Annotated in this window: 24 protein-coding genes; 9 read left to right on the forward strand and 15 right to left on the reverse strand. The window is 66.1% G+C overall.

The window, feature by feature from the left end; all coding sequences use genetic code 11:
- Positions 1–126 precede the first annotated feature (126 nt).
- The 4 genes from A39O_RS0130205 to A39O_RS0130220 all read left to right on the forward strand — a co-directional run bounded on the left by A39O_RS0130205 (position 127) and on the right by A39O_RS0130220 (position 4,245).
- The gene (locus A39O_RS0130205; RefSeq protein ID WP_020508379.1) at positions 127–1,683 is read left to right on the forward strand and encodes an ATP-binding protein; all 1,557 of its coding nucleotides are present in this window, start codon (positions 127–129) and stop codon (positions 1,681–1,683) included.
- Positions 1,684–1,926: 243 nt separating this feature from the next.
- The gene (locus A39O_RS0130210; protein ID WP_020508380.1) at positions 1,927–2,766 is read left to right on the forward strand and encodes a sulfite exporter TauE/SafE family protein; all 840 of its coding nucleotides are present in this window, start codon (positions 1,927–1,929) and stop codon (positions 2,764–2,766) included.
- Positions 2,767–2,947: 181 nt separating this feature from the next.
- On the forward strand, positions 2,948–4,000 hold the full coding sequence (locus A39O_RS0130215) for a permease (protein WP_020508381.1): 1,053 nt from the start codon (positions 2,948–2,950) through the stop codon (positions 3,998–4,000).
- Positions 4,001–4,011: 11 nt separating this feature from the next.
- Positions 4,012–4,245 (forward strand): thioredoxin family protein, encoded by a 234-nt coding sequence (locus A39O_RS0130220; protein WP_020508382.1) that lies wholly within the window; start codon positions 4,012–4,014, stop codon positions 4,243–4,245.
- A gap of 46 nt (positions 4,246–4,291) precedes the next feature.
- Here the strand turns inward: A39O_RS0130220 and A39O_RS0130225 are convergent, their stop codons facing one another.
- From A39O_RS0130225 to A39O_RS39720, 3 genes are all read right to left on the reverse strand, one after another.
- Positions 4,292–4,498 (reverse strand): hypothetical protein, encoded by a 207-nt coding sequence (locus tag A39O_RS0130225; RefSeq protein ID WP_020508383.1) that lies wholly within the window; start codon positions 4,496–4,498, stop codon positions 4,292–4,294.
- Entirely contained in the window at positions 4,495–4,929 is a 435-nt protein-coding gene (locus tag A39O_RS0130230; RefSeq protein ID WP_020508384.1) for a PIN domain-containing protein, read from the reverse strand. The genes A39O_RS0130225 and A39O_RS0130230 overlap by 4 nt, the downstream gene beginning before the upstream one ends.
- Before the next feature lie 163 nt (positions 4,930–5,092).
- A complete protein-coding gene (locus A39O_RS39720) occupies positions 5,093–5,797 on the reverse strand; it encodes a formylglycine-generating enzyme family protein (RefSeq protein ID WP_169338517.1) in 705 nt (234 codons plus the stop codon).
- Between the two features lie 588 nt (positions 5,798–6,385).
- Here A39O_RS39720 and A39O_RS0130240 point away from each other — a divergent pair.
- The 5 genes from A39O_RS0130240 to A39O_RS39725 all read left to right on the forward strand — a co-directional run bounded on the left by A39O_RS0130240 (position 6,386) and on the right by A39O_RS39725 (position 12,093).
- Positions 6,386–6,775 carry an EF-hand domain-containing protein gene (locus A39O_RS0130240; RefSeq protein WP_020508386.1) on the forward strand — a complete coding sequence of 130 codons (390 nt, stop codon included), beginning with the start codon at positions 6,386–6,388 and terminating at the stop codon, positions 6,773–6,775.
- Positions 6,776–6,795: 20 nt separating this feature from the next.
- Positions 6,796–9,882: an HAD-IC family P-type ATPase gene (locus A39O_RS35840; protein WP_020508387.1), complete on the forward strand. Its 3,087-nt coding sequence runs from the start codon at positions 6,796–6,798 to the stop codon at positions 9,880–9,882.
- 463 nt (positions 9,883–10,345) lie between these two features.
- Positions 10,346–11,332, forward strand: coding sequence for a hypothetical protein (locus tag A39O_RS35845; RefSeq protein ID WP_211211762.1), 987 nt, complete (start codon positions 10,346–10,348; stop codon positions 11,330–11,332).
- Between the two features lie 364 nt (positions 11,333–11,696).
- Positions 11,697–11,957 carry an AbrB/MazE/SpoVT family DNA-binding domain-containing protein gene (locus tag A39O_RS0130255; RefSeq protein WP_020508389.1) on the forward strand — a complete coding sequence of 87 codons (261 nt, stop codon included), beginning with the start codon at positions 11,697–11,699 and terminating at the stop codon, positions 11,955–11,957.
- Positions 11,944–12,093, forward strand: coding sequence for a PIN domain-containing protein (locus A39O_RS39725; RefSeq protein ID WP_020508390.1), 150 nt, complete (start codon positions 11,944–11,946; stop codon positions 12,091–12,093). The genes A39O_RS0130255 and A39O_RS39725 overlap by 14 nt, the downstream gene beginning before the upstream one ends.
- Before the next feature lie 188 nt (positions 12,094–12,281).
- Here A39O_RS39725 and A39O_RS0130265 read toward each other — a convergent pair whose 3' ends face one another.
- From A39O_RS0130265 to A39O_RS37300, 12 genes are all read right to left on the reverse strand, one after another.
- Positions 12,282–13,232 carry a sulfurtransferase gene (locus A39O_RS0130265; RefSeq protein ID WP_040529177.1) on the reverse strand — a complete coding sequence of 317 codons (951 nt, stop codon included), beginning with the start codon at positions 13,230–13,232 and terminating at the stop codon, positions 12,282–12,284.
- A gap of 16 nt (positions 13,233–13,248) precedes the next feature.
- Positions 13,249–14,331 (reverse strand): ACR3 family arsenite efflux transporter, encoded by a 1,083-nt coding sequence (arsB, locus tag A39O_RS0130270; RefSeq protein WP_020508392.1) that lies wholly within the window; start codon positions 14,329–14,331, stop codon positions 13,249–13,251.
- A gap of 3 nt (positions 14,332–14,334) precedes the next feature.
- Positions 14,335–15,141 (reverse strand): metalloregulator ArsR/SmtB family transcription factor, encoded by an 807-nt coding sequence (locus A39O_RS43050; protein WP_020508393.1) that lies wholly within the window; start codon positions 15,139–15,141, stop codon positions 14,335–14,337.
- A gap of 305 nt (positions 15,142–15,446) precedes the next feature.
- Complete coding sequence (locus tag A39O_RS0130280; protein ID WP_020508394.1) at positions 15,447–16,535, reverse strand: SUMF1/EgtB/PvdO family nonheme iron enzyme; 1,089 nt, start codon at positions 16,533–16,535, stop codon at positions 15,447–15,449.
- Positions 16,536–16,627: 92 nt separating this feature from the next.
- Positions 16,628–16,942: a diguanylate cyclase domain-containing protein gene (locus A39O_RS43765; RefSeq protein WP_083924991.1), complete on the reverse strand. Its 315-nt coding sequence runs from the start codon at positions 16,940–16,942 to the stop codon at positions 16,628–16,630.
- Positions 16,943–17,240: 298 nt separating this feature from the next.
- Positions 17,241–18,971 carry a gamma-glutamyltransferase gene (gene ggt / locus A39O_RS0130285; RefSeq protein WP_020508395.1) on the reverse strand — a complete coding sequence of 577 codons (1,731 nt, stop codon included), beginning with the start codon at positions 18,969–18,971 and terminating at the stop codon, positions 17,241–17,243.
- A gap of 29 nt (positions 18,972–19,000) precedes the next feature.
- Positions 19,001–19,249, reverse strand: a complete 249-nt coding sequence (locus tag A39O_RS0130290) for a YfhL family 4Fe-4S dicluster ferredoxin (RefSeq protein ID WP_026199859.1) — start codon at positions 19,247–19,249, stop codon at positions 19,001–19,003.
- Positions 19,250–19,420: 171 nt separating this feature from the next.
- Positions 19,421–19,897, reverse strand: a complete 477-nt coding sequence (gene coaD / locus A39O_RS0130295) for a pantetheine-phosphate adenylyltransferase (RefSeq protein ID WP_026199860.1) — start codon at positions 19,895–19,897, stop codon at positions 19,421–19,423.
- Positions 19,898–20,026: 129 nt separating this feature from the next.
- Positions 20,027–20,650, reverse strand: coding sequence for a 16S rRNA (guanine(966)-N(2))-methyltransferase RsmD (rsmD, locus tag A39O_RS0130300; protein ID WP_157640529.1), 624 nt, complete (start codon positions 20,648–20,650; stop codon positions 20,027–20,029).
- Positions 20,637–22,031: a M16 family metallopeptidase gene (locus A39O_RS0130305; protein ID WP_020508399.1), complete on the reverse strand. Its 1,395-nt coding sequence runs from the start codon at positions 22,029–22,031 to the stop codon at positions 20,637–20,639. The genes rsmD and A39O_RS0130305 overlap by 14 nt, the downstream gene beginning before the upstream one ends.
- Positions 22,021–23,412 carry a M16 family metallopeptidase gene (locus A39O_RS0130310; RefSeq protein ID WP_020508400.1) on the reverse strand — a complete coding sequence of 464 codons (1,392 nt, stop codon included), beginning with the start codon at positions 23,410–23,412 and terminating at the stop codon, positions 22,021–22,023. The genes A39O_RS0130305 and A39O_RS0130310 overlap by 11 nt, the downstream gene beginning before the upstream one ends.
- Positions 23,413–23,641: 229 nt before the next feature.
- The gene (locus A39O_RS37300; protein ID WP_020508401.1) at positions 23,642–24,367 is read right to left on the reverse strand and encodes a GNAT family N-acetyltransferase; all 726 of its coding nucleotides are present in this window, start codon (positions 24,365–24,367) and stop codon (positions 23,642–23,644) included.
- Between the last annotated feature and the right edge of the window lie 57 nt (positions 24,368–24,424).

The raw sequence follows: 24,424 nt of genomic DNA on the forward strand, positions 1-24,424 counted from the left end.
CTCCGCGTGGGAGCCAGAACGGCTTAACTTAATGGCATTGACGCGGCGCGTGGGAACCACGCGGTGGGGTTGACCGCAACGCGCCCCGGCGGCATCGTGCCCGCATCGCCCCCGCCGAGACCGACCATGAACACCCGCAAGCTGCCCATCGGTATCCAGACCTTCGCCAAGATCCGCGAGGACGACTGTTATTACGTCGACAAGACCGGCTTTATCCGGCAATTGATCGCCGCGGGCAGCCAATATTTCCTCTCCCGCCCGCGACGCTTCGGCAAGTCACTGTTGATCGACACCATCGCCGAGGTCTTCGCCGGCAACGAACCGCTCTTTCGGGGGCTGGAGATCCACCCCCACTGGGACTGGTCGGTGCGCTTCCCGGTGATCCGGCTGAGCTTCGCCGAGGGTGTGCTGCACAGCCGCGCGGCGCTCGATGCCCGGATCGACGACCTGCTGCGCATCAACGCCGAGGCACTGGACCTGACCCTGCACCCGGGGCTTGATGTGGCCGGCACCTTCGGCGACCTGATCCGCCGCGCACAGACCCGGCATGGCCAGCGGGTCGTGGTCCTGGTGGACGAGTACGACAAGCCGATCCTGGACAATCTCACCGACCCCGACACCGCCCGGGCCATGCGCGATGGGTTGCGCAATCTGTACTCGGTCATCAAGGGCGCCGACGCGCACCTGCGCTTTGCCTTTCTGACCGGGGTCAGCAAGTTCAGTAAGGTGAGCATTTTCTCCGGGCTCAATAATCTCAATGATATTACCATCGATGCCCGCTATTCGGCCCTGTGCGGCTACACCGAGGCGGATGTGGATCAGGTCTTCGCGCCGGAACTCCCGGGGCTCGACCGGGCCGAGGTACGCCGCTGGTACAACGGTTACAACTGGACCGGGGAGGCGGTCTATAACCCCTTTGACCTGCTGTTGCTCTTTGCGAAGCGCGAGTTTCGCGCGTTTTGGTTCGAGACCGGTACGCCAACCTTTCTGGTCGATCTGCTCACCCGGCGGCAGTTCTTCACCCCGCGGCTGGCCCAGTTGCGCGCCGACGACGCTCTGCTGTCGGCCTTCGACGTCGACCAGATTGCCCCCGAGGCGCTGTTGTGGCAGACCGGCTATCTCACCTTCACCGGCAGCCGACGGCTCGGGGCGCGGCTGGAATACACCCTGGGTTATCCGAACCTGGAGGTGGAAGCCGCGCTCAACGACTGCCTGGCCAAGGCCATGATCGGCGAGCCCGGCCAGGCCAGCGAGCTGGCCAGCCGACTCTACGATGTCCTGGTCGGCGGCGACTTTGAGGCACTGCGCGCCCATGTCCAGGCCCTGTTCGACGCCATCCCCCATCAGTGGCACGATAACAACCCCATCGCCCGTTACGAGGGTTTCTATGCCAGCGTCTTCTACAGCCACATCGCCGCCCTGGGCCTGGACCTGACCCCCGAGGATGCCACCTCACACGGGCGCATTGACCTGACACTGCGCTTCAACGCCCAGGTCTGGCTATTCGAGTTCAAGGTGGTGGAACTCGCCCCCGCGGGCCGCGCATTGCAACAACTCAAAGACCGCGGCTATGCCGACAAATACCGCGCGCAGGGCCTGCCGATCCATCTGATCGGCATCGAATTCAGTCGTGAGCGGCGGACCCTGGTCGGCTTTGAGGTCGAGACCCTGGCGCCGACCTGAGGCGACGCGAGGCGGGATGCCCCCCGGTGGGAGCGGCTTTAGCCGCGACGCGAGACCGCGGTGCCCCGCGACACTCGGACAACCCGCGAGGTCTCGTCGCGGCTGAGCAATGGGCAAGTATTCGCGGTATGCGGCCTTGATCATAATCCCGGCCAGCGGCGTGCGTAGTCAGGGCTTCAAGCCCTGACGGTGTCAGGCCAAGATGGCCAGACTACGCACCCAGCGAGCCCTAATGGCCGGAAGGTGCATCCTTTTGCGGTCGCCTGCGTCTCCTCCCATGTCGGGGGCTATCCGCTGCTTGCCATGACCTGTTTCGAGGATGTCTCACCCATGACCGTGCTCGTCATCACCGCCCTGCTGACCTTCGCCCTGACCACGCTCTTCAGCATGGCCGGGGTCGGTGCGGCGCTGATCCTGATCCCGGTCTTTCTGGCCTTCGGGATCGAATTGCAGACGGCCATGGCCACTGCCTTGCTGCTCAACGCGGTGGGGATGTCGATCGCCTCCATCACCTTCGTGCGCAAGGGGCTGGTGGAATGGCGACTGGTCGTGCCGATGCTGGTGCTGGCGGTTGGGCTGTCGCCGCTCGGGGTCTGGGCCGCCCACGGGATGGACCCTAGCCTGTTGTTGTGGCTGTTCGTGGGCTTTCTGGTCTTCGCCGCGGGGATGATGATGTTGTACCAACCCAAGCCGCGCGAGACCCGCGCCTCCCTGGCGGCGACCCTGGCGCTGGGGTTGCCGGTGGGCGGGGCGGCTGGCTTCATCGGCGGTCTGCTCGGGGTGGGCGGCGGAAACGTGATCGTCCCGGCCCTGGTGGCATCCGGTCTGGAGCCCAAACGGGCCTCGGCCAGCGCCTCATTCGTTGTGATCTTTGCCTCCATCAGCGGCTTTCTGGCCCATGTCCAGGTCGCCCGGATCGACACCGCCCTGCTCGGCGTCACCGCGTTGGCGACGATGGTCGGCGCGGCCTTGGGTGCCTGGCTGGCGACTGAACGCCTGTCGGCCGCGCAGTTGAAGCGCGCCATTGCCCTGGTCCTGATCGCGGTCGCCGCCAAGACGGCGTGGGATCTGCTGTGGCCCTGATGCGGCCCTGATGCGGCCCTGATACGACATGGCGCATTGGCCCTTTGTCTTAACGATATCATCCCGGAATCAGGAGCCGAACATGAACGATGACCGTGAAACCCTCCTGGGCGAGAACCACGTCTGCATCCCGTGCTCCGGGTACGAGCGCTGATCACCGACTGAGACCAAGACCTACGCCATGCACCCGGAAACCGTTACCACCACCGACACCCACGCCTTGCGCCCCTGGCTCTGGGGCCTACCCCTGGCTGCCGCCCTGTGGGTGGCGGTCTATTGGCATCTCTCCGATCTGGCCGACCTGCTGGTGTCAGCCGCGGGGCTGTCGCGCGCGACGCACTGGGGCGAGGCGACCCACTTCTTCCTCTACGACACCCCCAAGGTCCTGCTCTTGCTGACCGGTATCGTCTTCCTGATGGGGGTCATCCAGACTTTCTTCGCCCCGGAGCGCACCCGGGCGCTGTTAGCCGGGCGACGGCTGGGGATCGGCAACGCCATGGCCGCGAGCCTGGGGATCGTCACGCCCTTCTGCTCCTGCTCGGCGGTGCCGCTGTTCATCGGCTTTCTTTCGGCCGGGGTCCCGCTGGGAATCACCTTTTCGTTTCTGATCGCCGCGCCGATGATCAACGAGATTGCGCTCGCCCTGCTGCTCGGCCTCTTCGGCTGGAAGGTGGCGGCGCTCTATCTGGGGATGGGACTCCTGATCGCGATCGTCGCCGGGCTCATCATCGGTCGGCTCAAGATGGAGCGCTATCTGGAGGACTGGGTGCGTGCCATCCATCAGGGTACGGCGGCGGCCCCCAGCAACACGTCGTATACCTGGGTCGAGCGCTTCGAAGCCGGTTGGCACCATGTGCGCGAGATCGTCGGCAAGGTCTGGCCCTATGTGCTGGTGGGCATCGGGCTCGGCGCGGCCATCCACGGCTTCGTGCCGCAGGACTTCATGGCGAGTTTCATGGGCCGCGATGTCTGGTGGGCGGTGCCGGCGGCGGTGGTGCTCGGGGTGCCCATGTACACCAATGCGGCGGGGATTCTGCCGATCGTCGAGGCCCTGATCGGCAAGGGGGCGGCGCTTGGCACCACGCTCGCCTTTATGATGAGCGTCATCGCGCTCTCCGCACCGGAGATGCTGATTCTGCGCAAGGTACTCAAATGGCCCCTGATTGCGACCTTCATCGGGGTCGTGGCGACCGGCATCCTGCTGGTGGGCTATGTCTTCAATCTCGTTCTGTGAGGCGTTCCATCATGAAAACCATCAAGGTCCTGGGTTCCGGCTGTCGTAACTGTCAGACCACGGCGCAATTGATCGCGGAGGTCGCCAAGGCCAAGGGGGTCGATATCGCGTTGGAGAAGGTCGAGTCGATGGCCGAGATCGTGGGCTTCGGTGTCATGTCCACCCCAGGCGTGGTCATCGATGGCCACGTGGTCCACGCGGGCGGTGTGCCGGACCGCAAGAAGATCGAGGGCTGGCTCGGCTGAGGCTAATCGCTGACAGGTTGCCGGGTGTATGATCAAGGCCAACAGATCATGCCCCACCCCGCCGCGCCCTGAGAGTCATTGCTTGACGGCTTATTTCATCGAGACTCAGGTCTTCGTCCAGCGCTTGTCTCCATGCGGTGTAATCGAAGGGCTGTCGTTGGATCAGTGCGACAAACCGCTCCGCTTCGATGTCGCCCAAATATTGAGTCAGGACGCGCAGACCCTTGGCCCTTATCTCTGTGTCTGTGATCATGGGAAGACCTCTTTGATGAAGCCGATCGGGTCGGTGACGCGGGTGCCTGGGATCAACGCGGCCCGCTTGAGGATGCCGTCATCGGTCGTCAGAAAGAACCCCGCACCGGCATGGACGGCACAAGCCAGATGCAAGGCGTCGATCTTCTTGATGCCATGTTCTCGAAACCCGCGCGCCAGATCGAGCACGCCGGGGCTTTCCTCGATGTCCGCGGCGGCATAGGTGCGCCATCTGGCAATCTGCTCCCGCCTTTCCTCGAATGGATTCTTGCTGTTTTCGTAGTCAAGGATATACGACCACACCAAATCATAGGCGCCGTTGCGGATCGCCTCTTGAACCATCAGCTTGGCCTCCGATTCAAGCATGATCCGAGGACGCGATTGGTCGTCGTAGGGTCTGTTGAAGCAGCGCATGTCAAGATAGATCTTCATTGCCGAGTTGCCGGGTATGGGCTTTTATGACCCTGCCACAGATTCGCCGGCAGGGCTCCTCACGCCGACTTGCTGGCCGCAAGCGCGACCAGCGGGACGCGAAGCGGAGCTTCGCAGCATTCCAAAGGACACCTTGGGAATGAGTCAGCCTCAAGCGAGTCAATCAGGGCATAAGCATTCTGCATACGCGGAAACCGATGGCCCAGCTGTGATCGCGGTTGGGCGGGTATCGACGCGCAGACCGCAATATCCACGGAGGACAACCGAAACTGCCGCCGCGCACCACCGGCCGCCCGCGATCACCACTCCGGGAAAGGCTACCGTCTATTTCAACACCGACGTCGCTTTCGTTCCAGCAGTACTCCGTCCATTCATCACCGTTGCCATGCGTCTCATAGAGGCCCCAAGGGTTAGCCGGTAGGCTTCCCACCGGGACAGTCTGGTTGCGGCTCGGACTTGTTGGTCCGCCGCCGTAGTCGTATTCGGTGTTGTAGTTCGCGTGGTAGGGGGAGATCGTCTCGCCAAAGTGAAAAGGGGTCGTCGTCCCGGCCCGGCAGGCGTATTCCCACTCCGCCTCGGAGGGCAGCCGATAGGTCTGGCCGGTCTGCGCGGATAGCCACCAACAGTAATGTACTGCGTCGTCCCAGGATACATTGCGGTCAGGAGTGTAGGAATCGCAGACGCTCGCATTCTCAGGCGCGACGGGTATGGAGCGCTTGATCCCGGCCCCGGCGATTGAGTTGCTGGCCTTGGCGATGCTGTCCATGCGCCCCAGGTTGGCGAATTCGTCGATGCAGAACAGCACGCGCTCGCCGTTGGTGCCCAAGCCCTGGCGCTCCTGCATACCGCCGATCAGGATCTCGATCATAGCGCGCAGCCAGCGGTCGAGGGGGGTCGTAGTTGTGCTGGCCGAGCCAGATGGCGCCTTCCCGGTAGCGATACTTCTCGGCGACATAGAGCGGGTCGGCCCAGAGGGCGTGGGCGAGGGTGGTGCCACGGTGGCCATTGGCGGAGCTCGGGTCGTTGGTCATCGCGGGTGCGTCCTTAAGGGTTGGTTTGCGATCGATGCCTCTAACCCGGGCGGGTCGAGGGACCCTGCCGAATTCCTTAGGGCGCTGGGCTGTATCCACGGCAGTGGCCAATGGCCTATCAGCAACGTCGGGCTCGCTGACCAATGCACCGGCACTGAGCACCTGGCGTGCGCCCGCCAGTGGCAGGCCAAGCGCAAAGGGTACGGCGGGGGTCTGAGGTAGGCAAGGGGTGCTGAGGGACCGGGCGAGCCCGAGGTCTGGACGCCCTCTGTACGATGCCGCACGGAGTGTGCCCGTGCTTGTGCTTAGAGTGTCGTGGCAGTGCTGAAAGACTGCTCCTTCGCCGTGCCGCCGCCAGCCACGTTGGCGGCGCACGGTTGTCATGACTGACCATGGCGCGACCATGGCAATACCGGAGTGAGACGATGACACACCCTATCCGTACCCTTTCGCTCGGCGCGACCCTGGTCATCGCGTGTGCCGCCTGGTCCGCGGGCGGGGCGGCGCAGCCCGCGTCGGCGCCGGGCCCCATGAGCTTCTCCGCGATGGACAAGAACGGCGACGGCACCGTGACCGCGCAGGAGTTCGCCGCCGCCCACGGCGAGCAGATGGCGGCCCGCGCGGCCCAGGGCGCCCCGATGCGCGGCGCGGCCAACGCCCCGGGCTTCGCCGACTTCGACGAGAATGCTGACGGCAAGATGACCCCGGCCGAGTTCGACGCCGGACGTCAGGCACGGATGCAGGGCCGCCCGGGGATGGGACCCGGCATGGGCGCGGGTCCTGGTCCGGGTAATGGGTCCGGCCCAGGAAAATAAGTCGCCAAACCGGTGCTCCGATGACCAATTCCACGGATGACAGTACGCAAGGTCTGACGGCCGCGGCAGCGGCCGAACGCCTGACCGAGGATGGCCCCAATGCCCTGCCCGGCGGCCAGCGGCGCAGCTTGTTGACCATCGTCTGGGAGACGGCGCGGGAGCCGATGTTTCTGCTGCTGCTCACCGCCGGCACCCTGTACCTGATCTTCGGCGAATTGCAGGAGGGGCTGATCCTGTTCGGCTTTGTGCTGGTTACGCTCAGCCTCACCCTGTACCAGGAAGGCAAGACCGAACGGGCGATCGAGGCCTTGCGCGACCTCACCAGCCCGCGTGCCCTGGTACTGCGCGATGGTGCGGCCCAGCGCATCGCCGGGCGTGAGGTGGTCCGCGACGATCTGGTGATGCTCGTCGAGGGTGACCGGGTGCCGGCCGACACGGTGTTGGTCGCGGGCAGCGGGCTCCAGGTGGACGAGTCCCTGCTCACCGGCGAGGCGGTGCCGGTGACCAAGGTCATCGCCACCGGAGAGACCCCGGCCGCCCGGCCCGGCGGCGACGACACGCCCTTCGTCTATTCCGGGACGTTGGTCGTGGCGGGGCAGGGCACTGCACGGGTCACGGCCACCGGCCCCCGCAGCGAGATTGGCCGCATCGGCACCGCCCTGGGGACGCTGAAGCCCGAGCGCTCGCCGCTGCAGAAGCAAACGGCACGCCTGATCACCACGTTGGCGCTGCTCGCGCTGGGCATGAGTCTGTTGTTGATCCTGGTCCACGGCCTGATGCGCGGGGACTGGTTGCAGGCCGTATTGGCCGGCATTGCCCTGGCCATGGCCATGCTGCCGGAAGAGTACCCGGTGGTGCTGACGGTGTTTCCGGCCCTGGGCGCCTGGCGGCTTTCCAAAGAACAGGTGCTGACGCGGCGTGTCACCGCGATCGAGACCCTGGGCGCAACCTCCGTGTTGTGCGTGGACAAGACCGGCACCCTCACCGAGAACCGGATGACGGTGACCCGGCTCCTGGTCGGCGCGGACGCCTTTGCGGTGGACGAGGCCGCGGCGGACGCGCTGCCCGAGGCATTTCATCCGCTGGTGGAGTTCTCGATCCTCGCCAGCGCCATCGACCCCTTCGATCCGATGGAGCAGGCCTTCCAGCGCCTGGGCCAGCGCTTTCTCGCCAATACCGAACATCTGCATCGTGACTGGACCCTGGTGCAGGAGTATGGCCTGACGCCCGAGTTGCGCGCCATGTCGCAGGTTTGGAAGGCCGCGGATGGCGCTGCTCACGTGGTCGCTGCCAAGGGCGCGCCGGAGGCGATCATCGATCTGTGCCATCTCGACCCGGACGTCCAGGCGCGGATTGCGGCCGAGGTGGAGACCCTGGCCGGCGCGGGCCTGCGGGTGCTGGCGGTGGCCCAGGCGCGTTTTGTCGGCGAGGACTGGCCGGCGGTCGAGCATGCATTCGACTTCACCTTCATTGGCCTCTTGGGCCTCTCCGACCCCCTGCGCGCGGAGATCCCCGCGGCGGTCGCCCAATGCCGTGAGGCCGGCATCCGGGTGGTGATGATCACCGGCGACTATCCCGCCACCGCCCGCACCATCGCCCGTCAGGCCGGACTGGCGGCGGATGACCTGCTCTCGGGCGACGACCTCACGGCGTTGAATGACGCGCAATTGCAGGCGCGCATGAAGACGGTAAGCGTCTGCGCCCGGATTGCGCCCGAACAGAAACTGCGCATCGTCCAGGCGCTCAAGGCCGACGGCGAGATCACCGCCATGACCGGCGACGGTGTCAACGACGCCCCCGCGCTCAAGGCCGCCCACGTCGGCATCGCCATGGGCGGACGCGGCACCGACGTGGCCCGCGAGGCCGCCTCGCTGGTGCTGCTGGACGACAACTTCGCCTCCATCGTGCGTGCGGTGCGCCTCGGTCGGCGCATCTTCGACAACATGCGCAAGTCCATGTCCTACATCTTGGCCGTGCATGTGCCGATCGCCGGCATGGCCCTGTTCCCGGTCCTGCTGGGCTATCCGGCCATGCTGTTTCCGATGCACATCGCGTTTCTTGAACTGATCATCGACCCCGCCTGCTCGCTGGCCTTCGAGAACGAACCGGAAGAGCCTGACAGCATGCAGCGCCCGCCGCGCGATCCCGAGGCGCAACTGTTTGGCGGCGCGACGCTGCTGCTGGCGCTGTTGCAAGGCCTGGGGGTGCTCGCGGTAGTGATGGGCGCCTATACGTGGGCACACCTGCAACTAAGCGAGCCGGCGGCCCGCGCCTTCGCCTTCACGACACTCGTGATCGCCAATCTGGCGCTGATCTTCTCCCATCGGTCACGCGCACGCTCCTGGCTTGCCTCGCTGCTGGCACCCAATGCCACCCTGTGGATTGTCACCGGGCTGGCGCTGGGGTTGCTGGCCTTGGCGCTTTACCTGCCGGGACTGTCCGGCGTCTTTCGCTTCGCACCCTTGCCGCCGGCTGAACTGGCGATGGCCGTCGGGTTGGGACTGGCCAGCGTGCTCTGGTTCCAGTTGCTCAAGCTCGGCCCGCTTACCCCGCGCCTGGTGTGGGGCATCGTGGCTTTCGCCGGCACGGCGGGGGTGGTCGCGAGCCTCGCTCTGACCCCTTGGCTCAACTTGCAGCCCTGTCAACTGTGCATCTTCCAGCGCCTGCTGTTCATGGCCATCGCCGTGTTGGCGCTGATCGCGGCGGTCCCGGCCAGCGCGCGGTGGCGCTGGCTCCCGGCCGTCCTGACCCTGGGGGTGGCGACCCTGGGTCTGGCCGTCGCCGGGTACCAGAGCTGGCTCCAGTTCCCGCCCGCGAACACGGTCTCCTGCAGCGCAGGCCAACTCTCCCGGATCGAGGACCTGGTGGAATGGCTCGGCCAACAGGTCCCGACCCTGTTCCTCGCCGGCGGTTTCTGCGACGAAGCGCAATTCGTCGTCCTTGGCCTATCCCTGGCCAATTGGGCGATGATCGCCTTTGCGGCCGGCCTGGCGGTTGGCGGCTGGGCACTGGTGCACGAGTACCGGGCGCTGCGACTGCCCAGCGTCGGACCCCTCGACCGCCGAATCGCTGACCGCCGCATCCATAACCGCCGGTCCAACGCCTGATGGATGCCGTCCGCACACTGGAAACCACCTTTATCCTGACTCGTCGCAACGCCAACTGAGCGATTGCGGGAGCCGACAGCCCTGCCGGTTCACTCATCGACCCGCCCGGTCATTCCACCTTGGAAAAGGTACGCCCCTGCTGGGTTCAGGAGTCGGACACCCAACGGACGCTGGTCCGCGGGAATCTGCCGGCGTCGAACAGGCCAACCCCGATCGACTCTTGCGAAATGCTTGCGAAAAATCCAGTTGCAAGATGAAATAGCGGTCCCGCCTTCGTACAAAATGGAATCCTCGAATGCCGTCAAGCCCCCTCTGCGACCCTCAACGCGAGGTATCGGTCAGTCCAGAGTGCGATAGCGCCGCAGTCTATTACTATGCGGATGACTTGCCGGATGCCAGTGCACCCGGCTCTCGCCTTCAGAATATCCTCATACGGCTGCGGCTTGGTGGACGGATGACATCCTTGTCAGCGGCTTACCTGGAGCAGCACGGTTTGCGTGCCTTACAACAATTCGCCAAGGGTGGGCTAACGTTTGACGCCTTTCGCGAGCTGGCGCTGGCTGAGCGCTCCCTGCGTATCGCAGCCGCGTCGGCCGCCAAACAAGCGCGCGAAGCGCAACAGCGGGCTCGCGAAGCGCAGCAACAAGCTCGCGAAGCGGCGATGCAGGCCAAACTGAAATTGGCGCGTGAGCAGGCGGAGTCCGCTCGCCGGGCGCGGGAGAGCGACCCGAAATACATCGCCAAGATCAAAGACCAAGAACTCCGTGCCCGATACGGCATCGATACCTTTATCGAGCAGCACTGCTTCGCTGGTCTGATGTCGCTGCTGAAATCTGTCGACGCCGGGCAGCGCCTGAGCGGAGAGGATTTCGTCTGGCTCTCGACCGTCGCGAAAGAGTATTTCTCTCGTGAGCTGTGGGACGCCTACCATCACTTGGAGGCTGAATTCCTCGCCAGCAAATTCCAGAGAACCGGCGACCCATGGATGGCTGTCAACGCCAGCGGCCACTACCGAAAGTGCGGCCAAGCGAGCGAGGCGAAGTGGCTGCTCGATACCATCGATGCCGATCGGGAAAGATCGCCGAAACTCCAAGCCGCCCTCTGCACCACGCATGGCGGTGTCATGCGCGACCTGAGACGTTGGGAGGAAGGCTTACGGCTCGGCGAGCGTGCGCACGCCATCCGCCCAATGGACTATCGTCCCTGCACGCTGCTTGGCGCGATTCACATGGAAACAGGCAACTACAGTCTGGGCCAGGAATGGTACGAGAAAGCCCATGCGCGCGGCGCCAGCCTCGATGTCATCGATCACGAGTTGCGTAACATTTTCTTCCGCGCGGATGCTGCCCAGCAGTCGGAAATGCGAACTTTTCTGCTTCGCGAAGACCCGATTCGATTTGCCTGGGCGCGACCACGAGGGAAGGAGAATAAGCGCATACCGGATTCGTAGGATCTGCCGATTCGCGGTGTTTCCCTGGTTGCGGGCGCAACCCGCGCCGAGCTCTGGTGGTGGTGGACAGGCGCCTGGTTCACCGAACGCTTGCAGCACGGCCGGTGGATCGCCCTGGAGAAGGGCTTGCGCGCCTGCCGCGGTCGAGCGGGACCCTCATCCGCAAGCCCGATCGCGGTGCCCTGTGCGACGAAAATCCCTAACCGCCGCTGCCGCTGGACTGCTCCTGCCAAGGCGCATTCAACCTCTGGGTCGGAGTCCCGTCGGATAAGGAACGCCATAGCATCGAGCGTGACACATCTTGCCCATTGGGGCGGTTTGCGCGGACAATGCCTCTTACTGCGTAAGATGCGAGTCCCCGACGATGTCGACCGTTACCGTTTCGGATAAGGGGCAACTGGTCATTCCTGCCGCGATTCGGCGTCGGCTCGGGATCGCACCGGGCACCCGGCTCGATGTCGAGTTGGAAGGTGGCAGCATCCGCGTCAGTCCGTTGCGGGCAATCAAGCGAACCCGGGCCGCAGACGGGTACGGAATGCTGACCTGCGATCAGCCGAACGAACGGCACCTCGCCGACTTCGATGTCGCCACCGCGATGCGCGACGCGACCGATGATCGCCTTTGATACCAACATCCTGGCCCGGTTCTACGCCGTCGATCCGGGCGATCCGGAGGCGCGCAAGCAGCGGCCGATCGCTTACGGAATCGTCACCAAAGGTTCGAGCCTCTTCGACCCGCTGACCGTGATCCTGGGCCGCTAGCTGGACTCCGCGGCGATCCTGGTGGAGCTTTAATCTGGTGTCGGTGCTCGATACCCTGGTGAGTGCCCGCGGGTCGATTGCTGCACGATAAACTTTATCGTGTAAGCCCAGCGCGACGGCTGGGCGCGGACGTCCGGCGCAGGATTCGGCCTTCGCCGGGACGATGAGGCGTTCGGGCACAACACCGATCACAACGCATAGGCCTCGTCGTAGGGCTCGGCCCCCTCGACCGTCGGCAAGGTCAGCTCGTTGCCCCAGTGCGACCAACCGCCGTTATAGAGGCGCACGTCGCGGTAGCCGAGGTGCTTGAGCTGCAAGTACGCCAGGCCCATCCGGAACCCGTCGTGGCAATAGACATAGAGGCGCTTATCCTTGGGAACGGAGCGGTAGAGCGCGGTCAGGCTGGCGTCGTCTTTCCATTGCTCGCTCTGACCGTCCGTGCCGTCGAGACTCGACACATTCAATGCTCCCGGGATGTGACCGCCCATGATGGAGTGCCGGATGACCTTGCCGGTGTACATATCGGCCGGACGCGCATCGAGCAGGACGACATTGGGGTCGCGGCGGGACACCACGTCGTCATAGACCGCGGTCCATTCGACGAAGCGGTCCGGGTTCGCGTCCTTCAGGGTCACGGTGCCGGCCGGCCGCGGCTTGGCCGGTTCCTTCTCAAGCTCATTGAAGGCGCTCCACTCGGTGGTGCCGCCATTGAGGATCTTGACCCGGCTCATGTCGAAGCCGTACAGGTCCAACAGGTAATACAGGCGCGCGGCCAGGGCGGTGCGGGAGTCGTCGTAGAGCACCAGCGTGGAATCGTCGTTGACGCCCCAGCCCCGTAAGGTCCGCTGGAATGCCGCACGGGACGGAAAGCGCATGATGGGACGTCCGTCGTTATCACCCAAATCTTTGAATCGCTGTACCTGAATCGCCGTGGGAATATGGCCGACGGTGAAGTAGCGATGGGGGTGATAGCGGACCTCGAGCACGATCAGGTTCGTGTCATCGATCTGCTCGGAGAGCCACTGGGCGTCGACCAGAAAGGCGGGGGAGGCCTGCGGGGCGCCGGGCAGCAGGAGCGCCGCCGCGATCAGGAAGAGGACGCGCAGTCGCACGCGGACAGGTTGCAGACAGTTGGTCATCGGGATCTCCATGCATTCACCCTCGGGGAGCAAGACCGGCCTCGTACCAGCCCTTGCTGCGATTGACCACCCGGACCACCAGCAGCATCACCGGGACCTCGATCAGCACCCCGACGACGGTCGCCAGCGCCGCACCGGACTGGAAACCGAAGAGCGAGATGGCCGCCGCCACCGCCAACTCGAAGAAGTTGGAGGCGCCGATCAGGGCCGACGGGCACGCGACGCTATGCTTTTCGCCAACGGCGCGGTTCAGCCAATAGGCCAGGGAGGAGTTGAAAAAGACCTGGATCAGGATCGGCACCGCCAACATGGCGATGATCAGCGGCTGCGCGAGGATTTGCTCGCCCTGGAAGGCGAACAGCAGCACCAGGGTCAGGAGCAAGGCGACGATGGAGGCGTGGCCCAGGGTCGCCAGGGTGGCATTGAAGCGCGCCTCGCCCTGCTTGAGCAGGAGATAGCGCCAGACCTGGGCGATGGCGACCGGGATCAGGATATAGAGCACCACCGAGGTCAGCAGCGTGTCCCAGGGCACCACGATGGCCGAGAGCCCGAGCAGCAGCGCGACGATCGGCGCAAAGGCGACGATCATGATGGCGTCATTGAGCGCCACCTGGGTGAGTGTGAAATAGGGGTCGCCGCCGGTCAGCCGACTCCACACGAAGACCATGGCGGTACAGGGTGCTGCGGCCAAGAGGATAAGCCCGGCCACATAGCTGTCGAGCTGCTCGGCCGGCAGCCAGGGGGCGAACAGGCCGCGGATGAAGATCCAGGCCAGCAGTGCCATCGAGAAGGGCTTCACCGCCCAATTGATGAAGAGGGTCACGCCGATGCCCTTCCAATGGGATTTGACCTGTCCCAGTGCGCCGAAGTCGATCTTCATCAGCATCGGGATGATCATCACCCAGATCAGCACCCCGACCGGCAGATTGACCTGCGCGACCTCCAGGCGGCCCAGGAGCTGGAAGGGGGCGGGGAACCATTGGCCCAGACCGATTCCGGTCAGGATACAGAGCGCCACCCACAGCGTCAGCCAGCGCTCGAAGACGCTCATGGGCGCGCCCGCCGCCTGCTTGGCCGTCACCTCGCATTGCACCGACATGGCTTACCCCGCATCCGCCGGGGCGAGGCCAAGCGCCGCGGCCACCGCGGGCACCAGCCGGGCGCGGATGGCGTCGCGCACCTCAATAAAGGACTCCAGCGGCTCGCCGTGGGGGTCATGGAAGGGCAGATGAATCCGCGTCACCGGGCGCGGAAAGATCGGGCAGCTCTCCTTGGCGTTGTCGCAGACCGTCACCACCAGGTCGATGGATGCGTCGAGCACCGAATCGATGTCCTTGGGATAGAGCCCATCGGTCGGCAGTCCGGCCGCTTGCAGGGCCGCGATTGCCCCGTCCGCCACCTTGGGTTGGGGGCGGGTGCCGGCGGACAGTGCACGGACCTGTCCGGCCAGATCGTGATTGAGCAGGACCTCGGCCATCTGCGAGCGGCAGGAGTTGCCGGTGCAGAGGACCAGGACGGTCTTGAATGCTGCGGTCATGGGCATGTCCTCGGGGGTGGCTGAAGGGGTGCAGTCGGTGGTCGTGCGGGAGCGGGCACGGGGATCGCAGCGGCTGGGCGGCGGCGCCAACGGGTCGGGTCCCATGCCGTCCTTCATGTGGATCAGGATGCGCAGCGCCCAGGCCGGGAGTTGCGGATGGATGCGGTAGTGCATCCAGACCCCGTCGCGTCGGGCGAGCACCAGGTCCGCGCCGCGCAACACCGCCAGGTGGCGCGAGACCTTCGGCTGCGGGACGTCGAGTGCGCCATGAATGTCGCACACGCAGCGCTCGTCGGACTCCAGGAGCATGGCCAGGATGCGGCGCCGGATGGGATCGGCGAGCGACTCGAAGAAGGCTTGCGGGTCGAGCATAGGGGGCCGATCTCAGGGGGTGAGCGCCGTGTCCGAGACTGCTGTATGCCGCAGATAATATGCGGAGAGACGCATATTGTCAAACGCATCAGGTTTGCAGATCCAGTGTCGATCAAAGCCTATACATCTTGGATTTCGGATATAGCTGTCCAACGTGAGCGCCCGTCCTTCCAGCGCTCGCGGGCGATCAGGTGTCGATAGCGGTCAGGGTCAGGCGCTGGTGGTTCAGATGTCGGTGTCGTATGAGGTGGGCCGGATGGAGGGATCGCGAATCCGCTGTCTGGCGGTCGTCAGGGAGGATCGCGTCAGGGAGGATGCGTCCTGACCACACGGAAACCGAGATCGTTGCGCCGGATGTTGGTAGCCTTCCCGACGCGACGGGCGGCAGCCAGGCTCCACCGGTCGCTGTCCCAGGAACCGCCACGCAGCGCGCGCCTCCGGCAATCGCCACTGGTCCAGGCCCGCCCGTCACCCGGCGCGCTGCTGTAGGTGTCGTTCCAGCAGTCTTGGGTCCATTCCCAGACGTTGCCCTGCATGTCGTGCAGCCCCCAGGGGTTGGCCGGATAGCTACCGACTGGTTGGGTCTGTTCGAGATGCACGCCGTTGGAATCGGAAATAAAGCCGGTGGTACCGCATTCCTTGTGCTCGTTCCTGCCGTCGTAGTTGGCCTGGGTGGTGTCGATGCAGGCACCGGTGCTGAACGGCCTGGTAGTGCCGGCGCGGGCGGCGTATTCCCATTCCGCCTCGCTCGGCAGACGCCAGGTCTCTCCGGTCGTGCGGCTCAACCAGTTCACATATTCCTGCGCGTCGTGCCAGTCGACGTCGATCACCGGGCGGTCATCACGGCCCCAGCGGTAATCCGAAGGCTCACGCCGACAGCCGCCGTCGGCGACACAGGCGTCCCACTGGGCGAAGGTGACCTCATACTTGCCAAGGGCGAAGCCCGGCACCTCCACCCGGTGTTGCGGACCTTCGTTACCGTCGCGCACCGGTTCGTCGTCCGGACTGCCCATCAGGAAGCTGCCGGCAGGGATGTTGACGGTTGCGGGGACGGGAGCGGACAGCAGTAGCTGCACCGGCTGAATCGAATCGGCGGCCACATAGACCTCCTGTACGCCGCGCTGCCCCGTCGCTTCGATGACCGCCTCGAGCCGGTACGGCCCCACGGGCAGTGTCAGCAACAGCGTGCGGGTCGGCTCCGTGGGTGTGTTGCCCTTCCACTCGCCGTTGACCAACACCTTGACCCCACCCGGCGTAGAACTGACCTCCAGGCGACCCTTGCTGCCGACCAACCCCTTGAGCTGGTCGATCAGGGGGTCCAGGTCGCCGGTAAAGGCGGGGAGCGGCAGCCAGAGCAGCCAGAGCAGCAGGGCGGCGCGGTGACGGATGGGCATGGGCGGGACTCCTGTGGAGCGGCAACAGTCGGTGCGCAGAAGAATGGATCGGGCGGCGGCAAGGCGCCGCGGCAGGCGGCGATCGAGACAAATCAGCACGCCGACATGCCCTTCATGGTGGAAGCGACCGACGGCAGCATACTACAACCGGGCGTGAGCGGATCCCGGGTCGAGGCCCAGGCGGGTAGTCCTTTAGTCTGTAGGGGCGGCCCCGCCCAATCGACCGTAAACGCTCTGATATCGTCACCGCCGATGCGATACGCTTCATCTGATGCACGACACGATCCCCGCAGTGCCGCCGCAACGGCGAGGATCAGGGCGTCGCCCTGTTCGTGGCCGAGCGTGTCGTTCGTACGCTTGAGTCCGTATGAGCGTCGTCGCAATCCCCGCCGTGCCCCCTCCGACACCTGCGGCCAGAAGCACGGCCAGGATGCAGAGAATCAAGGCCATGTCCGACTCGGTCATGGGCGAGAGCCGACCGGATAGACGTGACCACTATCACCGAGAGAGCACCGACGAGGATGCCCGTAGCTGCACGCCTGTCCCAATCGCAAGGCTAAAGGTGACGCCTGACGAGTAAACGTTTGTTGTCATCGTGCGACCCTGATGCGGCGTGCGCGACCGACGTGCCGGGTCTCTGATACCGAGCCCAGGGGATTACAACGCGCACGGGGGCGCTACGCGACGTTCAGGCCGGTGGCGGCGTTACTCGACCCAGGCGCTGCCGATGCCGCGCGGGTCGCTCGCGGCTTGCACCCGCCCGTGCGCGCGGTCCCAGAAGATGGCCTGCATGTTGCCGAACGGCCGTTGCAGCGGCTCCAGCCGATGGCCCTTGGCCGCGAGCGCGGCCTGGTCCGCGGCGCTGAGCGCGTCCGGCTCGAACTGAATGCGGTCCGGCAGGAATTGATGGTGGATGCGCGGCCGGGTGACCCAGTCGGTCACCGGCGCACCCTCGGTCACGGCCAGCACGCTCTGCAAGACCATGGTGATGATGCGGCTGCCGCCGGGGGTGCCGAGGATGGCGATGCCTTGCTCGGACTCCAGAAAGGTGGGCGACATGCTGGAGAGCATGCGGCGACCGGGGGCGATGGCATTGGCCTCTCCGCCCACCAGGCCGTAGACGTTGGGGACGCCGGGTTGGGCGGAGAAGTCGTCCATTTCGTCATTCAGCAGGACGCCGGTGCCGGGGGCGACGAACCCCGAGCCGAAGGGGTAGTTGATGCTCAGAGTGGCGGCTACCCGGTTGCCGTCCCGATCGAGAATGGAAAAATGGGTGGTGTGGTGACTTTCCGGCGGCGGGATCTGGTCCGCCGGGCGCCGCTCGGTCCAGGGCGCGCAGTCCAGATCGGCCAGGCGGCTCGGGGTGGCCCGGCGCGGGTCGAAATCGCGGATCAGCCCGGCCGCATAAAGGGGGTGGGTGAGCTGTTCCACGGGCACGGCCGTTTGGTCGGGATCGCCGAGAGAGCGGGCGCGGTCGCGGTAGGCGCGGCGCATCACCTCCACCAGGGCGTGGGTCCGCTCGGTCCCGGTCAGGGCGGCGGCATCCAGGGTGTCGAGCATGTTCAGCATGGCGATCAGGAGCACGCCGCCGGACGATGGCGGGGCCGCGCTGACCAGGTGCCAGCCGCGGTAGGTGCCGCTGATGGGGGCGCGCTCGATGGCCTGATAGTCCCGCAGGTCGTCCGCGGTCCAGATGCCGCCGCCGGCCCGGACCGCCGTCACCAGTCGCTCGGCGATGGGTCCGGCGTAGAAGCCGGCCTGTCCCTCCCGAGCCAGTGCATCCAGGGTGGCGGCCAGATCCGGCTGACGAAGCAGATGACCGGGTGGTGGTGGTTCGCCGTCGACCAGGAACTGCGCGGCGGCGGCGGGGGACGCGCGCAGCGTGTCGCGCCGGAAGGCGGCATAGTCCCGATAGACCCGATCCACCGCGAAGCCATCCCGCGCCAGCGCGATGGCCGGGGCCAGGGTCGTGCCCAGGGGCAGGCGTCCGTATCGGGTGCTCAGGTGGGTGAGGGCGGCCGGCAGACCGGGGATGCCGGCCGCGAGTGGACCGTCGAGTGCCCGTTCGGGTACGAACTGGCCTTGGTCGTCGAGGTACATCGCCCGGTGAGCGGCCAGCGGGGCGCGCTCACGTGCGTCGATCATGAGCGTGCGTGCGTCCGCCGCCCGGTGGAGCAGCCAGAAGCCGCCCCCGCCCAGACCGGAGCTGTAGGGCTCGACGACGGCCAGGGCGGCGCCGACGGCAACCGCGGCATCGAAGGCGTTGCCGCCGGCGGCAAGGATGTCGATCCCGGCGCGGGTCGCCGCCGGGTGGGCTGAGGCAACCGCGGCGCGCGGCGGCCCTGTCTGCTCAGCGGCCGGTGATTGGCCGATGAGACAGATGGCCAGAAAAATACCGAGGGGCGCCAGGCGGCACCCCAGCGGGGAGGGCGGCATGACGGGCACCGTCAGGGCGGTGCCGATCCTCAGGCCGCTTTCATGCGGTCGTACTTGGCCTGCAATTCGGCCTCGGTTTCCTCGTGGTTCGGGTCCTTGATGATGCAGTCGACCGGGCAGACCTCGACGCACTGGGAGGTCTCATAGTGGCCGACGCACTCGGTGCAGAGGTCCGGGTCGATCACATAGGTCTCGTCGCCCTGGGAGATGGCGCCGTTGGGGCACTCGGGCTCGCATACGTCGCAGTTGATGCATTCGTCGGTGATCAGTAGTGACATGGGATGACTCCTCTTGGTGAAAAAACACAGGATGCGCTTATCGGTTGTGTTGGCTTGGCGTTCGCGCCCGCGCAGCATACCCGAGCGGCCTTCCGGTCCGCGACAAACCGTCGGCCATGGTTTGCGCGCGGTGCCTGTCCCGGCGTCCATCGGGTTCCTGCGGCGCAGATGTTAGCCAAACCGCGCGCGTAATGCAGCCTGAACGTTCGGGGCGACAAAGGTGGATACATCCCCCTTCAGCCGCGCGATCTCGCGTACCAGGGAGGATGAAATATAGGCGTACTGCTCGGCCGGCGTCAGGAACAAGGTCTCGATATCCGGGGCCATGCGGCGGTTCATGCCGGCCAACTGGAACTCGAACTCGAAGTCCGACACGGCGCGCAGGCCGCGCATGATGACCCCGACATCCAGATGGCGGGTGAAGGTGACGAGCAGGCCGCTGAAGGAGACCACCTCCACGCCCGGCACCTGGCCGACCACCTCCCGCACCATGATGACCCGCTCCTCGATCGAGAACGTGGGGGCCTTGTGGGTATCCGCCGCGACCGCGACCACCACCCGGTCGAACAGCCGGGCCGCGCGTTGGATCAGGTCGGTATGACCGTTCGTGATGGGATCAAAGGTCCCGGGATAGACCACGCTACGCAAGGATCGAGACTCCGGTATGAGTGAGCCGACGCGGCCGGGGGCCGCTACCGCGAAAGGTGCGGCACGATAGCACAGGCGCGGCGCCGGGGGCATCGATCGTCATCAGCCGTGCGTCGGCCGCCGGCGGTTTCAGTCGGACGCGATCCCCGCGGCCGGTTGGATCAGCGCGATCCCGAAGCGGACCTGGCCGGCGGTGCTGTCCCGAATCAGCTCCCAACCCGCGGGCAGCGGCGGGAAGCCGGCGCGCGCCGCGGTTTCCAGATAGACCCGCGCGCCGGGCGCCAGCCAGCCGCCGTCGGCCAGTCGCGCGCAGGCCGGGGCCAGCAGGTCGTCGGCGAAGGGCGGATCGATGAACACCAGATCGAAGGGTGTGGCGTCGGCGGCCAGCCACGCCAGCGCGTCCGCCTGGATGACGCTGACCCGCGGCGCCGCGAGCGTCAGCAGGTTGGTGCGCAATTGCCGGGCGACCGCGGCGTTACGCTCGATCAACACCACTTCACCGGCGCCGCGCGAGGCGGCTTCGAACCCGATGGCGCCGCTGCCGGCGAAGAGATCCAGGCAGCGCGCGCCCGGCAGCACGGGTGCCAGCCAGTTGAACAGGGTCTCGCGCACCCGGTCGGCGGTCGGGCGCAATCCCGGCTGATCGGGGATGGGCAGGCGGCGGCCCCGGTAGCGGCCGCCGATGATGCGCAATCGCCCGGAGCCGCCGCCGGATCCGGCCGGGGATCGGCCCGGCGCCTTAGCCCGGGTCACCGGGCGCGGGGACTTGAGCGGTGTCGGCGTCGCCGCCGACGGTGACGATGGCGAGTCGGTCCGGGTGGACACGGCGGGCGAAGGCGTCGCGGATTTGCTCGGCCGTGACGGCCTGGATGCGATCGGTGAAGCGGTCCAGATAGTCGAGCGGCAGCCCGTAGAACCCGATCACCGCCAGGTATTGGATGATGTCCGAGTTCTCCGCGATGCGCAGCGGGAAGCCGCCGGTAACATTCTTCTTGGCGGCACTGACTTGCTCTTCGGTCGGACCCTCGGTAGCGAAGCGCTTGAGCGTGTCGATCATGACCGTCCGCGCCTGGTCCGCCTGGGCGTTCTTGGTCTGCAGGCCCATCAGGAAGGGGCCCGGTTTGGCCATGGGCACGAAATAGCTGTAGGTGCTGTAGGACAGCCCGCGCTTCTCCCGGACCTCATTCATCAGCAGCGAGACCAGGCCGCTGCCGCCCAGGATGTGATTGCCCAGATAGAGCGCGAAGTAGTCCGGATCGCCGCGGGCCATGCCGGGCTGACCGGCCAGGACATGGGTCTGGCTCGACGGGAAGGTGATCCGCTCGACCGCGGCGGCGGCGAGGTCGGCGACCGGCGGCAGGGCCGGGGGCCGCTCACCGGCCGGCAGACCGCCGACCACCCGCTCGGCCAGAGCCTGCGCGGCGGGTTGGTCCAGTGCGCCGACGATGGCGACCACGGCATTGGATCCGGTGAAATAGCGCTGGTGGAATGCTTGCAGGTCGGCGCGGGTGAGGGCGCGGATCGCGTCCTCGGTGCCGGCCGGGTCCGAGGCATAGGGGTGGGTGCCGAACACCTGTTGGAACAGGGCCTTCTGGCCAACCTTGGCGGGTTGCTCCTGCGCCTGGCGCAGGCCGATCAGGGCGTTCTCGCGCTCCCGTTCCAGGTCGGTCGGCGGAAAGGTCGGGGCCGTCAGCACGCCGGCCAGGGTCTCGACCGCGGTCCCCAGCGCCGGCTCCTGGGTCAGGCTGCGGATGGCGACCGCGGCCAGATCCCGGTCGGCGGACGCGCTCAGGCTGGCGCCGACGTTCTCCATGCGCAGGGCGATGGTATCCGCATCCCAGTCGCGGGCGCCTTCCGTCAACATGCCGGCGGTGAAGGCGGCGAGCCCCGGCCGCGTTCCGTCGCGGGCGCTGCCGGCGTCGAAGACGACCCGCACATCCACCATCGGCAATTCCGGGGCAGCCACGAACAGCACCCTGGCGCCGTTGCCGGTCTGCCAGGTTTCAATCCGAGGGCCGGCCTGAACCACGCCGATCAACAGCAGCAGGGCGGCGGCGAGGCCGGCCCTGGGCAGCGTTGCCGGCGGTCGGGCTGGGGTAGTACGACCTTCTTCGGAAATCGCCTTAACGTACATTGTCGTGTCCTCCGAGCCCTGTCGGGGCGCGTTGCGGTTGGTTGGCGGCGAGCGGCTGGGGGTCGAGGACCGCGACCGTGAGCCGGTCCGGGGTGAGGTACTTGCGGGCGACCGCCTGGACCTGTTCCGGGGTCACCGCGGACAGCCGGTCGACGTACTGATCGGCCAGGGTCCAGGGCAGTCCCACACTCTCCAATTGTCCGAGTTCCATGGCTTGGGCGAAGACTGAATCCTTGGCGAAGATCTTGCCGGCGATCAACTGGGTGCGAATCCGCTCCAACTCGGCCGGATCGACCGGCTCCTGCGCAAGTCGCTCGATCTGGGCGCGCAGGGCCTGCTCCAGGGCCGGAATGTCGTGTCCTTTGGCGGGTACGCCGTCGAACAGGAAGAGCCCCGGCAGCCGTGAGGTCGCGCTGTAAGAGGCGCCGGTGGAGGCGGCGATCCGGCTGCCGCGCACCAGTTCGCGGGTCAGGCGCGCGCTGCTGCCGCCGTCCAGGACCGAAGCCAGGACCTCCAGGGCAAAGGGCTCCCACGCCTCCGCGGCATCCGCGATGGCCGGTGTCTTATAGCCCATCAGCAGGTAGGGCTCCTGGGCCGGCGCCTTGACCCGGATACGCCGCTCGCCCACCTGTTCCGGCTCGGCGCGGGTCTTGGGCGGGGCGACCGTTTCCGCTTTGAGCGGCCCGAAATACTGTTCCGCCAGGGCGAACACCTGATCCGGGTCCACGTCGCCGGCAACCACCAGGGTCGCGTTATTCGGTGCGTACCAGAGGCGATACCAGGTGCGCAAATCCTCTGCCGTGAGTTGCTCCAGGTCGCCGGGCCAGCCGATCACCGGGTTGCCGTAGGGTGACGCGAGAAAGGCCGTCGCGTCGAAGTGCTCATAGGTGAGCGACTGGGGGTCGTCATCGGTGCGCATGCGACGCTCTTCCTTGACGACTTCCAGCTCCTTGGCGAACTGCGCCGGGTCCAGCGCCAGATTGCGCATCCGGTCGGCCTCCAGCGCGAACGAGACCTCCAGCCGGTCGCTCGCCAGATTCTGGTAGTAAGCGGTGTAGTCCGACCCGGTAAAGGCATTCTCCTCACCGCCGTTCTCCGCGATGATGCGCGAAAACTCGCCGGGGCCGCGGGTCTGGGTGCCCTTGAACATCATGTGTTCGAGAATATGCGAGACGCCGGTGATGCCGCCGTACTCATAACTCGCCCCCACCTTGTACCAGACCTGAGTGGTCAGGATCGGGGCGCGGTGGTCCGGCTTGACCAGGATTTTGAGCCCGTTGTCGAGCCGCCGCTCGAAGACCTTGGGGGCGTCGGCGAACGCCGGCGCGGCCGTCAGGAGCGGAACGATGAGCAGGCTGAGTGCGAGCGCGCGTCGGTGCATGAGGTCTCCGGTAATCGACTGCGATAATTTGGCAATGTATGGGCCGGTGAGGCCCGCTGCCAGTTGGCTGGGGTGACAATTTCGTCATGGGGCTTACGCGTGACGAGGCTGTTCCGCTTCAGGCAGCGGCGCGCCTGCGGTGCGACCTGGGGCCGTGATCATAATCCCGGTCAGCGGCGTGCGTCGTCAGGGCTTCCAGCCCTGATGGTGTCAGGCCAGGATGGCCTGACTACGCATCCGGCGAATCTTGATCGAGGCCCCCGACCTGGTCCAGCCAGTGGGCAAACCCCTGCTGGGCGGTCCGCGCCGCGTGCAGGCCGCGATCGAGCGAGGCAAGCCACAGATCCACGTAGGCGCTGAGCAGTCGATGCGGGCTGGCGAACCAGGGCAGACTGCGGTGCGGGTTGACCGACGGCAGCAGTTCGCAGTCGTATTCGACGATACCATCTCCCGTCCAATCCGGCTTACCGCCGATCGCCAAGGCGAGTTTGCGCATCGGCGTATTCTCGGCCAACACCTCGAACCGCAGGTGCCGGACGCCGGCCGCCCGGGCCAGTTCCAGCAGTTGGCGGGACATGGCAGTGCCGATGCCCTGACCGTGAGCGGCGTCCGCCACGGTAATCGAGAACTCCGCGCAGTCACCCCCAGGGGCGAGACGGATACACCGGGCGAAACCCAGGGTCTCGGTCTCCCGGCCCTGGTCGTCCAGTCGGACCGCCGCAACGGCGATGTGATCCCAGCCGTCGGCGTTGGAAAAGAGGTCAAGTTCCGCGTCGTTGAGGTTGGGTTTGCTGGCAAAGAAGCGCAGGCGCCGCGATTCGGGCGAGAGCGCGCCGAAGCACGCTTTGAGCCGTTCCCGGTCGGCGGCTCCGGAGGGACGAATCCGCAGATTCAGCGCCTGAGGCGCCGGGTTTATGTGATTGGTTTCATGTTCGACCAGATGTGGTTCATACATTCAGTTCCCCTGCCGCGAGGGCAGTTCTGGGCCAGGGGCGGCGTCGATTGTCGCCCC

This window comes from Lamprocystis purpurea DSM 4197, from assembly GCF_000379525.1.
In the GTDB taxonomy this organism is placed as follows: domain Bacteria; phylum Pseudomonadota; class Gammaproteobacteria; order Chromatiales; family Chromatiaceae; genus Thiodictyon; species Thiodictyon purpureum.